The organism is Plesiocystis pacifica SIR-1 (genome assembly GCF_000170895.1).
Taxonomy (GTDB): Bacteria; Myxococcota_A; Polyangia; order Nannocystales; family Nannocystaceae; genus Plesiocystis; species Plesiocystis pacifica.
The window spans coordinates 1-13379 of the sequence record NZ_ABCS01000039.1 but is presented as its reverse complement, the minus strand read 5'-3'; the positions used below and the strand labels follow the sequence as shown (position 1 = coordinate 13379).

Annotated in this window: 11 protein-coding genes; 7 read left to right on the top strand and 4 right to left on the bottom strand. The window is 70.7% G+C overall.

All coding sequences use genetic code 11. The features are described from left to right. Positions 1 to 59: 59 nt before the first annotated feature. Both ftsA and PPSIR1_RS20090 read right to left on the bottom strand, forming a co-directional pair. Complete coding sequence (ftsA, locus tag PPSIR1_RS20095) at positions 60 to 1340, bottom strand: cell division protein FtsA (RefSeq protein WP_045116387.1); 1281 nt, start codon at positions 1338 to 1340, stop codon at positions 60 to 62. 16 nt (positions 1341 to 1356) lie between these two features. Further along, a complete protein-coding gene (locus tag PPSIR1_RS20090; RefSeq protein WP_045116386.1) occupies positions 1357 to 2595 on the bottom strand; it encodes a cell division protein FtsQ/DivIB in 1239 nt (412 codons plus the stop codon). Between the two features lie 337 nt (positions 2596 to 2932). On the opposite strand from PPSIR1_RS20090, the gene PPSIR1_RS20085 reads away from it, so the two are divergent. The 4 genes from PPSIR1_RS20085 to PPSIR1_RS20070 all read left to right on the top strand — a co-directional run bounded on the left by PPSIR1_RS20085 (position 2933) and on the right by PPSIR1_RS20070 (position 7912). Beyond that, positions 2933 to 4318 carry an aminotransferase class V-fold PLP-dependent enzyme gene (locus PPSIR1_RS20085; protein WP_006972963.1) on the top strand — a complete coding sequence of 462 codons (1386 nt, stop codon included), beginning with the start codon at positions 2933 to 2935 and terminating at the stop codon, positions 4316 to 4318. Between the two features lie 31 nt (positions 4319 to 4349). Next, positions 4350 to 5126: a hypothetical protein gene (locus tag PPSIR1_RS20080; protein WP_006972962.1), complete on the top strand. Its 777-nt coding sequence runs from the start codon at positions 4350 to 4352 to the stop codon at positions 5124 to 5126. 749 nt (positions 5127 to 5875) lie between these two features. Beyond that, positions 5876 to 6871 (top strand): sigma-70 family RNA polymerase sigma factor, encoded by a 996-nt coding sequence (locus PPSIR1_RS20075; RefSeq protein WP_045116393.1) that lies wholly within the window; start codon positions 5876 to 5878, stop codon positions 6869 to 6871. 108 nt (positions 6872 to 6979) lie between these two features. Next, complete coding sequence (locus tag PPSIR1_RS20070; protein ID WP_086001530.1) at positions 6980 to 7912, top strand: hypothetical protein; 933 nt, start codon at positions 6980 to 6982, stop codon at positions 7910 to 7912. A gap of 227 nt (positions 7913 to 8139) precedes the next feature. Here PPSIR1_RS20070 and PPSIR1_RS20065 read toward each other — a convergent pair whose 3' ends face one another. Both PPSIR1_RS20065 and PPSIR1_RS20060 read right to left on the bottom strand, forming a co-directional pair. Further along, positions 8140 to 8952: a phytanoyl-CoA dioxygenase family protein gene (locus PPSIR1_RS20065; RefSeq protein ID WP_006972959.1), complete on the bottom strand. Its 813-nt coding sequence runs from the start codon at positions 8950 to 8952 to the stop codon at positions 8140 to 8142. Between the two features lie 161 nt (positions 8953 to 9113). After that, positions 9114 to 10724 carry a phytoene desaturase family protein gene (locus PPSIR1_RS20060; RefSeq protein ID WP_198154562.1) on the bottom strand — a complete coding sequence of 537 codons (1611 nt, stop codon included), beginning with the start codon at positions 10722 to 10724 and terminating at the stop codon, positions 9114 to 9116. 70 nt (positions 10725 to 10794) lie between these two features. Between PPSIR1_RS20060 and PPSIR1_RS20055 the strand changes: the two genes are divergently transcribed. From PPSIR1_RS20055 to PPSIR1_RS20040, 3 genes are read left to right on the top strand one after another with little or no spacing between them, the layout of a single operon-like run. Then, entirely contained in the window at positions 10795 to 11463 is a 669-nt protein-coding gene (locus PPSIR1_RS20055) for a TetR/AcrR family transcriptional regulator (protein WP_198154561.1), read from the top strand. A gap of 14 nt (positions 11464 to 11477) precedes the next feature. Next, positions 11478 to 12557 carry an NHL repeat-containing protein gene (locus PPSIR1_RS43275; protein WP_006972956.1) on the top strand — a complete coding sequence of 360 codons (1080 nt, stop codon included), beginning with the start codon at positions 11478 to 11480 and terminating at the stop codon, positions 12555 to 12557. 16 nt (positions 12558 to 12573) lie between these two features. Then, a complete protein-coding gene (locus tag PPSIR1_RS20040) occupies positions 12574 to 13104 on the top strand; it encodes a hypothetical protein (protein ID WP_157595746.1) in 531 nt (176 codons plus the stop codon). The last annotated feature ends 275 nt before the right edge of the window (positions 13105 to 13379 follow it).

The window sequence follows — 13379 nt, the reverse complement described above, 5'->3', positions numbered from 1 at the left end:
GAGCGGAGCGACAAAGCGTCCCCGGTCCTCCGCCGCCGGCGGGGGTAAAGCCCAAAGGCCTAAAACATCTCGCGCACGCGCTCGAACCACCGGCGGGGGAGGCTCTGGCCGCCGCCCATCACCGAGCGCTGGCTCATCGGCGCGACGTCGAAGTCCATCTCGACCGGCTCGTTGCGGGCGCCGTAGAGCACCAGCCCCACGCCCGTGGCGAACTTGCCGTCCTGGATGACGCTGGCGAAGCCGCCCTCGGTCAGGCCGATCTCGCGGCCGTTGCCGGTGGCGTAGACGGGCGTCCCCTGGCGCACGGGCATCTGGAAGATGTCCTCGGCGATCTCCATCATGCCGACCATCTGCGAGGCGCCGCCGGTCAGGACCACGCCGGAGGCGGCGAGCTCGAGGAAGCCCGAGGCGATGAGCTCCTGGCGGGCGAGCTCGAGGATCTCTTCCACCCGCGGCTCGATGACCTCGGCGAGGAAGCGGCGCTGGAACTCCCGGGGCGGGCGCGGGCCGACGCCGGGGACCTGGATGATCTCGTCTTGCTCGATCATCGAGACCAGCGCGCAGCCGTGCTGGCGCTTGATCAGCTCGGACTCGTGGACGCTGGTGCGCAGGCCGTGGGCGATGTCCTGGGTGACCCGGTGGCCGCCCATGACGATGACCGAGGTGTAGACGTTGGAGCCCTCGGAGTAGATGGCAAGGTCCGAGGTCCCGCCGCCCATGTCGATGAGCACCACGCCCAGGTCGCGCTCGTCGTCGTGGAGCACGGCGTTGGCCGAGGCGACGGGCTCGAGCACGACCTCGACGACGTCGAGGCCAGCGCGGTTGCAGCACTTGACGATGTTCTGGACCGAGGTGACCGCGGCGGTGATGATGTGCGCGCGGACCTCCATGCGCACCCCGGACATGCCGATGGGATCGCGGATCTGGCCCTGACCGTCGATCATGTACTCGAGGGGCAGGGTGTGGATGATCTGGCGATCCAGGGGGATGTTGACGGCCTTGGCCTGCTCGATGACCCGGGCCACGTCGGCCTCGGTCACCTCGCGGTTGCGCATGCTGACCTGGCCGAGGCTGGTGAAGCCGCGGATGTGCCCGCCGGCGATGCCGACGTAGACCGACTGCACGTCGACCGCGGCCATCTGCTCCGCCTCCTGGATGGCGGCGGCGATGCTGTTGGTCGTGGCCTCGATGTTGACGACCACGCCCTGGCGCAGCCCCTCCGAGGGCGAGGTGCCGACGCCGATGACGTCGATGCCCGACGAGGTCACCTCGCCGATCACCGCGGCCACCTTGGTCGTGCCGATGTCGAGCCCGACGATCACTTCTCCGACTTGAGCCATGCTTGGATCCTCTTCGTCATTCGTAGCGGGGGATTCGATCGCGCCGACCGGCGCGGGCGGCCGGGCGCTCGGCGGGATCCGCTGCGCTGGCCTGATCGGAGCTGGCGGATCGACCCGATCCGCGGCTGCTCCGGCTGGAGTCTTCTTGGGAGTCGTTGGCCTGAGCCAAGAGCACGGCCTCGTCCTTCGCGTCGGCGAAGCGCGCGACGACGCGGTCGCGGCGATCGGGCTTGCTCTCGTGGTCGAGGTGGACCACGGCGAGGGCGTCGGCGCGGGGGCCCAGGGCCACGCGCAGGGCGTCCCAGCGCTCGAGCCGGGCGTCGAACTCGTCGCGCCCGAGGCGGAGCTGGGTGCCGCTCTCGGCGGTGTAGAGGGTCACGGAGCCGTCGGAGTCGAGGTGCACCTCGCCCAGGCGCGGGCGCTGCTTGGCGGCGTAGAGCTCGACCACGGCCATGGCCCGGGCGACGGCGTCGGTGCCCAGCTCGACGCTCGGCTCCTTCGGATCAACCTGAGCCTCGGCCTCGGCCTCGGCCGAAGCTTCGACGGCGCCGGCCTGCTCGGCCGCTCGCGCCTGCGATGCCAGGGCGTCGGCGCGCTCGGCCGCGGCGGCCAGCTCGGCCTTGGAGATGCCCGTGATGATCGGCAGCTCGCCCCGCTCGCCCCGCTCGACCTCCTTGAAGGGCGCCCCGGCGGCGTCGACCAGCCAAAAGCGCTCGGCCAGCACGATGGCCGCGGGCTCGTGCTCGACCACGGTGATCTCGAGGGTGTCGGGGAGCTCGCGGACGACGGTGGCCTGGGCGACCCAGGGGTGCTCGAGGATCCGCTCGCCGAGCTCGACGGGCTCGAGGGCGAGGATGTTGGTCCCGGCCTCGATGGCCAGCAGCTCGCGCAGCGTGTCGTCGTCGACGTGCTCCGTGGGCTCGAAGATGAAGTGCTTGGTCTCGAAGCGCGCCGAGGTGGTCGAGTAGTCGTAGACCTCCTGGCCCGCGAACGCGAGGCCCCAGGCGAGGGCGCCGACGGTGCCCAGGCGCAAGCTGGCGGTCGCCAGGCGGCGCGGCCAGTTGGGGCGCTGGTCGTCGCCCTGGAGCGCGAGGCCTTCGGCGCGGGCGCTGTGCTTGGCCGCGCGGCGCTCCGACCAGGCCTGCTTGCGGGCGCGCAGGCGAGCGCCCATGCCCTCGCCTGTGTCCGCGCCGTCCGCCACCTGCTGCCGCGGGCTCTCGGCGGGCGCGCCGAGCTTGCGGTTCGCACCGCGCACTCCCTTGCCCACCCGGGGCTGCTTGCCGGTCCGAGCGGCCCCGCCCGTGCGCTGCTTGCTGCGAGCTGCCGCACGCCCCCGGTTGGGGCCCGAAGCGCGTCGGGGGGCTCGTTGGCGGCGGCGATTGGCGGAGCTGGACATGGTCTGAGGGCGCGGATCTCGGTCTGCGGCGCTCTCCAGCCCTAACCCCCGTTCACGCGATCCCCAAAAAATACGCACCTGGGAGGCTGCCCCGGAGTGTTTCTGTACAGTGTTCTGCTCGACTGAGCAGTCCGCGCGCCCTGCCGCGCAATTCCCCCGCGCTGATCTACGGCGAATGACCTGGTAAGACCGAGCCATGGCCGACGGTTCCTCCCCCCTGTTCGACTGGGATCAAGTCTGCGCGGAGTTCCCCATCGCGTGCCGCAAGGTCCCCCTCTTCGATGGCCGTGAGACCACGATCCTCTACCTCGACCACGCCGCGTCCACCCACGCGCCGCGCTGCGTCCTGGATCGCTACACCCGCTTCATGGCCGACGAGTACGCGAACATCCACCGCGGCACGCACCTGCTCTCGCGCACGGCCACCAAGACCTTCGACGAGTGCTACACGACCGTCTCCAGCTTCATCGGGGGGGACCTCGACCGCGGCGCCGTCGTGTTCCTGGGCAACACCACCCAGGCCATCGACCTGGTCGCCCACGTCGTCGACCCCCTGCCCGGCAAGGTCATCGTCACCGAGCTCGAGCACCACTCCAACGACCTGCCCTACCGCAAGCGCGGCCCGGTGCTCCGCGCCCGCGCCCGCGAGGACGGCAGCCTCGACATGGACCACGTCCGCGACCTGCTGCGCAGCAACCAGGTCAAGCTCGTGGCGGTGACCGGGGCCAGCAACGTCACCGGCTGGATGCCCGACATCCACGCCCTCGCGCGCATGGCCCACGAGCACGGGGCCCTGATCGCCCTCGACTGCGCCCAGCTCCTCGCCCACAAGCGCATCGACGTGCGCGACATGGACGACCCGGAGCACATCGACTTCATCGCCGCCGCGGGCCACAAGGCCTACTCGCCCTTCGGCTCCTCCTTCCTCTATGGGCCGCGCTGGCTCATGGACCAGGCGCCGCCCTACCTCCCGGGCGGGGGCACGGCGAGCCGCGTGTCCAAGCGCTCGGCCGAGTTCGTCCCCTCCCCCGATCGCCACCAGGGCGGCACGCCCAACATCGGCGGGGTGATCGCCCTGGCCGAGGCCATCAAGTTCCTCGACAAGATCGGCATGCAGCGCGTGCGCGAGCACGAGATGGAGCTGACCCGCCGGGCCATGGCCGGCATGAAGGCCATCGAGGGCGTGACCGTGTACGGGCCCGAGGACCCCGACGCGCGCCTGGGCGTGCTGACCTTCAACGTCGCCGGCGTGTCCGACCTGCTCGCCGCCGCCGTCCTCAGCGAAGAGCGCGGCATCGCCTGCCGCAACGGCCGCTTTTGCGCCCACGTCTACGTCGACCACCTGCTCGCCCATCAGGGCGGCTACACGGCCGAGCGCGACGCCACCCCCGGCGCGGTCCGGGCCTCGTTCGGGATCTACAACACCGTCGAGGACGTCGACCGGCTCATCGAGGGCGTGGAGATGTTGACCCAAAAGGGCTGGAAGGGCCGCTACAAGGTGTTCGGGCCGGGCAGCACCGAGGTCGTGCAGACCGAGGCTGCTGCACGTTGCAACGATCATTGGATGGCGCCCGAGCAGTGACACATCCGGGCGCGGCCGGTGTTCGAGGGTCATGCTCCCGGCCCTCGCCACCGCCCTCGCCTCGACCCTGCTCTCGCCCCAGGCCCTGACCACCCAGCCCACCGCCAGCGCAGAGGGCTCGGCGACCGTCTCCGTCGAGGCCAGCGCCGAAGCCACGGCGGACACGAAGAAGCCCAAGAAGTCCCGGCCCCACCCGGCCGAGCGCCTCGCCCAGCTGGATGAAAAGCGCGTCGCGGTCCACCTGGGCGCCCGCGCCTACGCCCGCACCGGCGGCGTGACCACCTTCGAGTCCGGGCCCGGCAGGACCGTGACGACGAACATCGCTGGCGGTGCCGCGCTCCAGCTCGGCCTCGGCGTGCGCCTGGTCCGGGGCCTCTACATCCACGGCGAGTTCGCCGGGGGCGCCCACGCGGAGCCCTTCGGCGCCAACGTCTCGGGCTTCTTGGGCCTGCACCACGAGCTGCGCAAGACCAAGTGGGTGCGCCCGAGCTACTTCGTGGGCTACCGCCACATCGTCGAGACCGACTTCCGCGGCCAGTTCGACGGGAGCTTCGACGGGTCCTACGAGCAAAGCTGCGGCGGGTGCACGGTGAACGGCAACGTCGGCGGCGGCGGCCAGTTCGAGTTCGACAGCCGCACGGACCTCGTCCACCGGCCCGCCGTCCAGGCCGGCCTCGGCCTGCGCTTCCCCATGCCCTTCGCCCCGCGCCTGTCCCCCTATGTCCGCGGCGACGTCAGCTACGCCTTCGACGATCGCTTCGGCAACCTCGAGGTCGGCGTCCAGGGGGGCATCCAGCTGGTCTTCTGAGTTCTGCTCTGCCCCCACAGGCATCTGAGGACCGGGGGCGCTTCGTCGCTATCCGCTCCTCCGCTTTGGCTTGGTGGGCAATGGGGTTCGTGCCTTCGAGAAGGCTGGTGGTCGCCCCCGCGAGCGGGGGCGTGGATTCGTTGACAGTCCCTGAGTCGTGGACGTGGGGCAGGGAGGGCGTGGCGTCGTCCACGACGGCTAAAACAGACAGGGACTGTGAAAATTTCACAGTCCCTGAGTTCTGCTCTGCCCCCACAGGCATCTGAGGACCGGGGGCGCTTCGTCGCTATCCGCTCCTCCGCTTTGGCTTGGTGGGCAATGGGGTTCGTGCCTTCGAGAAGGCTGGTGGTCGCCCCCGCGAGCGGGGGCGTGGATTCGTTGACAGTCCCTGAGTCGTGGACGTGGGGCAGGGAGGGCGTGGCGTCGTCCACGACGGCTAAAACAGACAGGGACTGTGAAAATTTCACAGTCCCTGAGTCGTGGACGTGGGGCAGGGAGGGCGTGGCGTCGTCCACGACGGCTAAAATAGTCAGAGGGTTGGCCAGAACTCGTTTTGGCCGACCCTCTGAGTCGTGGACGTGGGGCAGGGAGGGCGTGGCGTCGTCCACGACGGTTAAAATAGACAGAGGGGCGGACAGGACTTGTTCTGGCCGCTCCTCTGAGAGCCGTCGCGGTTCGCGCACGCCGCTGCGGAGGGTTTGAAACGCTCCGCGGCGCCCACCCGTGGCATCGTCGTGCCGACCCGCGCCATGTCCACGCCACCCTCTCGCCCGCAGACCACCCCGCCCCGCTGGAGCGAGCAGCTCGCGACCCACCGCAAGTACCTGTGGGCCGTGGGCTATCGGCTCATGGGCGACGTTCAGGACGCCGACGACCTGGTCCAGGCGACCTTCGAGCGCGCCCTGGCCCGCCCGCCCCAAGACCTCGAGCGGGCGCTGCGTCCGTGGCTGACCCGGGTGGCCACCAACCTCGGCATCGATCTGCTGCGCAAGCGCAAGCAGCGGGCCTACGACGGCCCGTGGCTCCCGGCTCCGGTGGAAGAGCTCGTCGAGGTCGCCGGCTGGACCCGCACCGAGCACGGCCCCGCGCCCGCGGGCGACGTCGAGGTCCGCTACGGCCAGCTCGAGAGCGCCCGCCATGCCTTCTTGTTGGCCCTCGAGGCCCTCGAGCCCCGACCCCGCGCGGTCCTCTTGCTCCGCGACGTGCTCGGCTACTCCGGCCCCGAGGTCGCCGACATCCTCGGGCTGACCCCGGCCAACGTCCGCGTCGTGCTCCACCGGGCGCGCAAGACCCTCGACGCCGCCCGGGCCGAGTTCCACCCCCGCGAGCGCGTCGACGAGGCCGACGCCCGCACCCTCGACCTGCTCCAGCGCCTGATGGTCGCCGTCGCCAGCGACGACGCCGAAGCCCTCGAGCGCCTGTTCACCGCCGAGGTCGTGGTGACCACCGACGCGGGCGGGGAGTACACCGCGGCGCGCAAGATCGTCCGGGGCGCCGCGGCTGCCAGCGCCCTGCTGCGCGGCATCTCCCGCCACTCGCCGCCGCCCAAGTCCATGACCCTGCGCCCCGTCAACGGCGAGCCGGCGCTGCTCGGCGAGTTCCACGATCGGGAGATCAACACGGCCCCCCGGGCGCTGATGCGCATCGAGCTCGACCCGAGCGGCGAGCGCATCCGGGCCGTTCAGGTGCTCCTGGCTTCGCGCACCCTCGCGGGTCTGCGCCCGGCCGATTCGACCAACGCCTGAGCGTCCCGAGCACGGGCCAGCTGTCCCGAGCGCAGGCCGGCGCGGACGGGAGCTCCCTCGAGATCATGGAGGATTTGGGCGGCACGCCCTTTGCTCTTCGTTCTGGCGATGCCTTCCAGCCATCACCAGGGACTGATCTGGATCTTCCGCGATCAACCGCGGCTGGCCTTCGACCTGCTCGAGTCCGTGTTTGGCCTCGAGCTCCCCCAGCTGACGGCCTTCGCCGAGCGCCGCGGGGAGCTCGACCGCTTCGCCCCCTGCCTCGGCGACACCGGAGAGCTGCGGCCAGACCTCGCCCTGTCCGCCGAGGTCGATCCGCGCGCCCTGGAACACGATGAGCTGGCCCATTCTCGGGCCGCTCCCGAGGGCGCGGCCCTGCTCATCGAGGTCCAAGGTCGCGTCGACCGTCAAAAGCGCTTTCGCATCTGGGTCTACTGGGCCCTCCTCGCCGAGCGCCTCGAGCGAGCAACGAACGTGCTGATCATCCCGCTCAACGACACCGTCGCTCGGTGGGCGCGCAAGCTCAATGAGCTGGAGCGCCCGCCCCGGGAGACTTTGCTGGTCTTGGACCGACAAAACATGCCGCGGGTGGTGTCCGACACCCTCGCCCGCGAGCGGCCCCACTTCGCCATGCTCTCGGCGATGATTCACGGCGCGCACGGGGACTCAGAGGTCTTTGTCGTCGGCATGCGTGCGGCCCTGGCCTTTGCAGACGAACGGCGGTGGCGCTACGCCTCCAGCCTGGTGAGCGTCCTCTCCGAAACGGAGCGGGCGAGGATCCTGGGAGAACTGACCATGCGAGAACGCTACGAACTGACCGAGGCCGAACTCCGCAGCGGCGCCTATCACAACGGGATCGCCAAGGGAAAACTCGAAGGCAAGCGCGAGGTCCTGCGCACGATCTTCGAGCTGCGCGGGTTCCCCGTCGCGGAGACACTCTCCGATCGCATCCAGGCCTGCACGGATACCGGCCGACTCGAGCGGTGGATCGCCCGGGCCAAGACGGCTCCCGACGCGGCGACGGCCCTCGCTTCGCTCTGAGCTCTGAGCTCTGCTCTACCCCCACAGGCATCTGAGGACCGGGGGCGCTTCGTCGCTATCCGCTCCTCCGCTTTGGCTTGGTGGGCAATGGAGCTCGTGCCTTCGAGAAGGCTGGTGGTCGCCCCCGCGCGCGGGGGCGTGGATTGTTCACCGTCGCCGACCGTGGGACGTGGCTCGTCGATGACGGCCAAAATCGGTAGAGACTCGAATCGCGTCAGTCCCTGAGTTCAAAAGCCGCGCAGAGGCGCGTCCGCGGGGCGTTGCAGCCAGTTGTCCTCGGCGTAGTGCGCCGCCCCATCGATGGTGTGGATCGTGTAGGCCCAGCGCGAGCGCTCCGAGCGATTGGCCGAGCTCCGATGGGGCATGAGGCCGTCGAACACGACCAGCGTCCCGGCCGACACCTCGAGGGGCAGCCAGCCCGCCTCGGGCCACGGTCGCTCGTCGAGGGTCTCGGTCCAGGTCTCGCGCCCGCGCCGGTGGTGACGCTGCCGCAAGCCCCCCAGCGGAGGCCGGTGGGCGCCGGGCAGGACCCGCAGGCAACCGTTGTCCACGCTGGCGTCCTCGAGCGCGAACCAAAAGCCGATCACGGACACGGGCTCGGTGTAGAGGAAGGTCGCGTCCTGATGGGGCGGGACGTCGGCCCCGACCCGCGGCGGCTTGAAGATGACCATGGACTGGAGCAGCAAGGGCTCGGCGACCCCGAGCTCCCGGACCAGCGACGCCAACGCAGGGCTCCGCGAAAAACGGTCAAACTCGGGGATGCGGTCGTGCATGCCGTGGCCGATCTTGTTGACCCGCTTGGCTCCGCCGTCGCGCTCGGGCTCGAGGAAAAAGCGCACCTCCGCCCCCGAGTCCAGGAAGTAGTCGTCCTCGTCGTGTCCCTGGCCGTCGGTATCGAACACCGTCGAGAGCGCCTCGAGGTCGGCCTCGGCGAGCAGCCCTTCGATGGCCCGGCGCAACCCCGCGCAGGCCTCGGCCGACACGAACTCCGGCAGCACCAAGAAGCCGTCGCGCTCGAACTGCTCTCGCCGCTCGCTCATGGGCCGGACTGTAGGCCCCGCGGGCGGCTCCGACAACGAGGCGCGATCTGTCCGGTCCATGGCGCCAGCGGTCCGGGGCCCCCGCTCGGTCGGCGCGTCAACCTGATCCCATGCCAGGGACCGCCCCCTCCGCCCACCTCGGCCTTCTTTGCCCGCAACGACTAGAAACCAGCGAGCGAGCGGGTCCGACGGCCCAGGCGCGACAGCTGGTCGATGCCGCTGGGCAGGGCGCCAAACACCGAGCGCCGGACCGCGGTGCTCGCCAGCGCGGCCTTGCCCGCCGTGACCCCAGAGGCCAGGCAGGGCACCACGCCCGGGCCGAGCACGCCCGCGCCCGCGTGGAACAGGCCAGCGACGGGGCCCGTGGTCCGGTAGGCCTTGTGGCCCCACTGATCCCGGGTCGCCATGGGCCCGTAGATGGACCCGGCGGGCGAGCCCACGAAGTGCTGGTTGGTCACCGGCGTGGCCACGTCCTCGACGGCCACGTCCCCGACCAGCCCGGGCCAGCGCCGCTCGACCGCGGCCATGAGCCCCGCGGCGGTCCGGGCCTTGAAGTCCTCGTAGGCCTCGCTGCGCCGGAGCACGGGCTCGTCGGCCCAGCGGGCGAAGGGCTCGTGGGCGGCGAGGGTGACGATCTCGAGGGTCGAGCAGCCCTCGGGCGCCATGGTGCCCGTGTCGTCCTTGAGCGAGTTGGGCGACAGGAAGAAGGCGTGGTCCTCGGGCAGGCGACCCTCGCAGGCCGGGCGGAAGGCCGCGTCGACGTCCCAGGTCGGGTAGTCCCACACGTTGAAGGCGCCCAGGCCGTGGTTGCGAAGGTCCCGCTCGAGGCCCAGGAACACGCACAGGCTCGCGACCGAGGGCGTGGTCTCGCGGGCCTTGGCGACGATCCGCCGGGGCAGGTGCGCGGCGTCGATGAGCTGCCCGTAGGTCAGCGAGGGATCGATGGCCGAGACGACCACGTCGGCCTCGATGAACTCGCCGTCGGCGAGGGTCACCCCGCGCACGCGGCCGTCGTCGACCTCGATGGACGCGACCTCGGCCCGGCGCCGGTAGCTGGCCCCGTAGCCGCGCCCGCGCTCGACCAGGGCGTCGCGCAGGCCCCCGCTGCCACCGCGCGGGAAGTAGGAGCCGTCGAGGAAGTGGAGGATGAGCATGACCCCGAGCAGCGCCGGCGCCTGGGCAGGCGGGACGCCGTAGTCGCCGCACTGGGCCCCGAGCACGGCCCGCACTTGGGGATTGCGAAAGCTCCGCTCGAGCAGCTGCCCGAAGGTCTGCAGGTACCACTTGCCGCACGCGCCCAGGCCACGCAGCGCGCCCAGCTTCGCGGCCATCGAGGCCTTGGCGCCCGGCAGCAAGGTCAGCTCGCGCACCTGGACGAGCTGATCAAAAAAAGCGTTGAGCTCTCCGGCGTCCTCGGGGAAGGCCTCGATCATCCGCCCGCGGAAGCGGTCGACGCCCTTGGGCACGCGCATCTCGAAGCCGGGGAAGCGGATGACGTCGAAGCCGTCCGGGTCCATCTCGCAAAACAGCTCCGTGGCGTCGAGGTCGAAGCGCCGGAGCACGCGGTGGAGCTGCCCGCCCTCGAAGGCCTGGCCGACGTAGTGGACCCCGGGATCGAAGTGGTACTTGCGGCGCTTGAAGGGGTTGAGGAAGCCGCCGAGCTGCTTGGCGCGCTCGAGGGCGATCACCTCCATGCCGCCCTTGGCCAGGGTCGCGGCGGCCGTCAGGCCCCCCGCGCCAGTTCCGATCACCACTGCCTTGGTCTGTGCCATGTCCTGCTCGCGCTCTTTCTGGGGTCGGTTCCGAGGTTGCGCGCCCGATGTGAGCAGCGCTAACTTATATGTGAGCATTGCTTACTTCGCCCCGATGTGCAACCCCTCGGAGGTGGCGACGCGCTACCACCACGGCCAGCTCCGAGAGGCCTTGCTCACGGCCTCCCGCGAGCTCCTCGCCGAGTCGGGGGCTGGCGGCCTGTCCCTGCGCGCCGCCGCGCGTCGAGCCGGGGTCAGCACCGCGGCGCCCTACCGCCACTTCAAGGACAAGCAGGCCCTGCTCGTCGCCCTCGCCCACGCGGCCTTCGTCGAGCTCGACGCGAGCTTGTCCGCCGTCGAGGCTGCCCTCGCCCCACCGAAGGCGGGGGATCTCGAGCTCGTGCAGCGCCTCGGCGTCGCCTACGTGCGCTTCGCCGCCGAGCGCGGGCCCGAGTTCCGCCTCATGTTCGGCGAGCTCGCCCCGGCGCCAGACAGCGATCCCCAGCTCGCGGCCGCGACCGCAGCCGCGGCCGCGCACCTGCCCCGAGCCATCGGCGCCCTCGCCCCGGAGCTGGACGGCGAGCAACACCGCGACCTGACCCTGCTGGCCTGGTCCATCGTCCACGGCCTGTCCACCCTCTACCTCGACGGTCACCTCGGCACCCAAACCCCAGCGCGGGCCGAGGCCATCGCCGAACGCATCATCGCCCAGCTCGGCGTCGCCATCGAGGCGGCCCTGTCCCGCCGCCCGCGCCAATGAACTAAGCTGCCGAGGTGCGCGCGACCAGAGCTCTGTCCCTCGGCCTGCCCCTCGTCTTGGTCCTCTCCGGTTGTGGCGACAGCGGCGGATCGCCGGCGGAGGGGAACGCCGACACGGACGACGAGGTCGGCAGCAGCGAGGACACCAGCACCAGCGGGGGCGACACCGAGTCGAGCAGCTCGGGCGAGAGCAGCGAGACGGCCACGGAGGAGTCCGCCTCCGAGGAGTCTTCGTCCTCCGAAGACGAGGAGTCCTCGACCGAGTCCGACACGAGCACCGAGTCCAGCACCGACACGGGCACCGAGACCGACACCGACACCAGCACGGACACCGACACCGACACCGACACCGGCGACACCGAGACCGACACCACCGGCGGCATGCCCATCTTTGGCGAGTGGCTGCTGACCTCGGACACCGTCGGCGACGCCGTCCGACTCCTGCGCATCGACCTGTCCGAGGGCCAGCTCGGCCAGATGGACGTCATCTGCGACGACGTCGCCCTGCCCATGGAGGTGCCCAACCTGCGCTTCACCTCCCTGGCCTTCCTCGACAACACCCTCTACGCCGTCCGCAACCAGTTCCTGATGATCGTCGACCCCTGCGTGTGCGAGGCCGAGCTCGTCGGGGCCTTCGACGGATCCGTGGCGGGCATCGCCGTCAACGCCAACGACGTGATGTACGGCGTCAACGCCAACGCCAACACGCTCATGGAGATCGACCCGAGCGACGCCTCGACGACCCTGGTCACCAGCTTCCCCTTCGACGTCGGCAACCACGGCCTGACCTGGTCCAACCTCGACGTCAACGAGCTCTACTTCATCGAGGCCCAGTCCGACACCCTGCGGGTCCTCGACGGCAGCGACCCGAGCATGGAAAAGAGCGTCGTCGGGCTGAGCCTCGACTTCGGCTCCGTCGGCGCCGAGATGCACCCGGGCAACGAGGTGCTCTACGCGTGCTCGAGCTCCGCCGACCTCTACAGCATCGACATCCAGACGGGGACCGTCGAGGTGGTCACGACGATGATGGGCTTCGACCCGCCCTGCGGCGCGATCGGGGCGCCCTGGGGACCCGTCGACTGCGTGCCCCAGTAGCCCTACAATCGCAGCGATGCGCACCGAGCCCGGCTCGGCGGCGAGGGCGGGACCCGCTTCACCGCCCCCGCCGGCAGCTACGTCATCAAGCCCTGCGGCCGCCCTCGGCCCCGATCACCCCCACGTCGCGGTGACCCTCGAGTCGCTCGGCGACCTCGACATGGTCGAGGCCAGCTACGCCCTCGCCGAGGCGCTCTTCGAGCAGGCCCTCGGACCCGCGTCACCCAACGTCGGGGTCAACCTCGGGCCGCTCGGGGACGTGGCCCTCGAGCGCGGCGAGTGCAGCGACTCGAGGCCATGCCCTGGGCGGGCCCCGATGCCCTCGAGCGGCTGCGCTTCGGCCTCGCCCGCGCCCTCGCAAACGAGGACCCCACGCGCGCTGTGGCCCTCGCCGAGCAAGCCCGAAGGGACCTGTCCCACCCGAAGGGACCTGTCCCAAATGAAGACCGAGGGGCAAACCAGAGCGAAGGCTGGGTCCAAGGCGAGCGATGCCACCCTCGAGACCGTAGAGGCCTCGTTGGCGGATTTCACCGCGGGTCAGGAGTGATCGAGACCGCAGCGCTTCAACGCGCACACGGCTTTCACGCTCGACGCGCGAGACTGCGCCGCGGGGCTCATGCCCTCGCGCATGCGCGAAAGGCCCGAGGCATGTGCGCCTGCCCCGTTCGAGTGCAACTGCCCGCAAAAATCCGCAACCATCCCCGTCAACGCCCGGTTCGGGGCCGGCCCCGAAGCCGGCGCTCGCCAGGGACTCGTCTAGCTGGCATGCTGACAGGGTGTCCCGGCTCAACGTCCTCATCGTCGAGCACAAGCCCGAGCTGT

Excerpts from the sequence above, each read along its gene's own strand:
- ftsA (WP_045116387.1), bottom strand. The coding sequence starts at position 1,340 with ATGGCTCAAGTCGGAGAAGTGATCGTCGGGCTCGACATCGGCACGACC.
- PPSIR1_RS20085 (WP_006972963.1), top strand. The coding sequence starts at position 2,933 with ATGGCCGACGGTTCCTCCCCCCTGTTCGACTGGGATCAAGTCTGCGCG.
- PPSIR1_RS20080 (WP_006972962.1), top strand. The coding sequence starts at position 4,350 with ATGCTCCCGGCCCTCGCCACCGCCCTCGCCTCGACCCTGCTCTCGCCC.
- PPSIR1_RS20075 (WP_045116393.1), top strand. The coding sequence starts at position 5,876 with ATGTCCACGCCACCCTCTCGCCCGCAGACCACCCCGCCCCGCTGGAGC.
- PPSIR1_RS20070 (WP_086001530.1), top strand. The coding sequence starts at position 6,980 with ATGCCTTCCAGCCATCACCAGGGACTGATCTGGATCTTCCGCGATCAA.
- PPSIR1_RS20065 (WP_006972959.1), bottom strand. The coding sequence starts at position 8,952 with ATGAGCGAGCGGCGAGAGCAGTTCGAGCGCGACGGCTTCTTGGTGCTG.
- PPSIR1_RS20060 (WP_198154562.1), bottom strand. The coding sequence starts at position 10,724 with ATGGCACAGACCAAGGCAGTGGTGATCGGAACTGGCGCGGGGGGCCTG.
- PPSIR1_RS20040 (WP_157595746.1), top strand. The coding sequence starts at position 12,574 with ATGCGCACCGAGCCCGGCTCGGCGGCGAGGGCGGGACCCGCTTCACCG.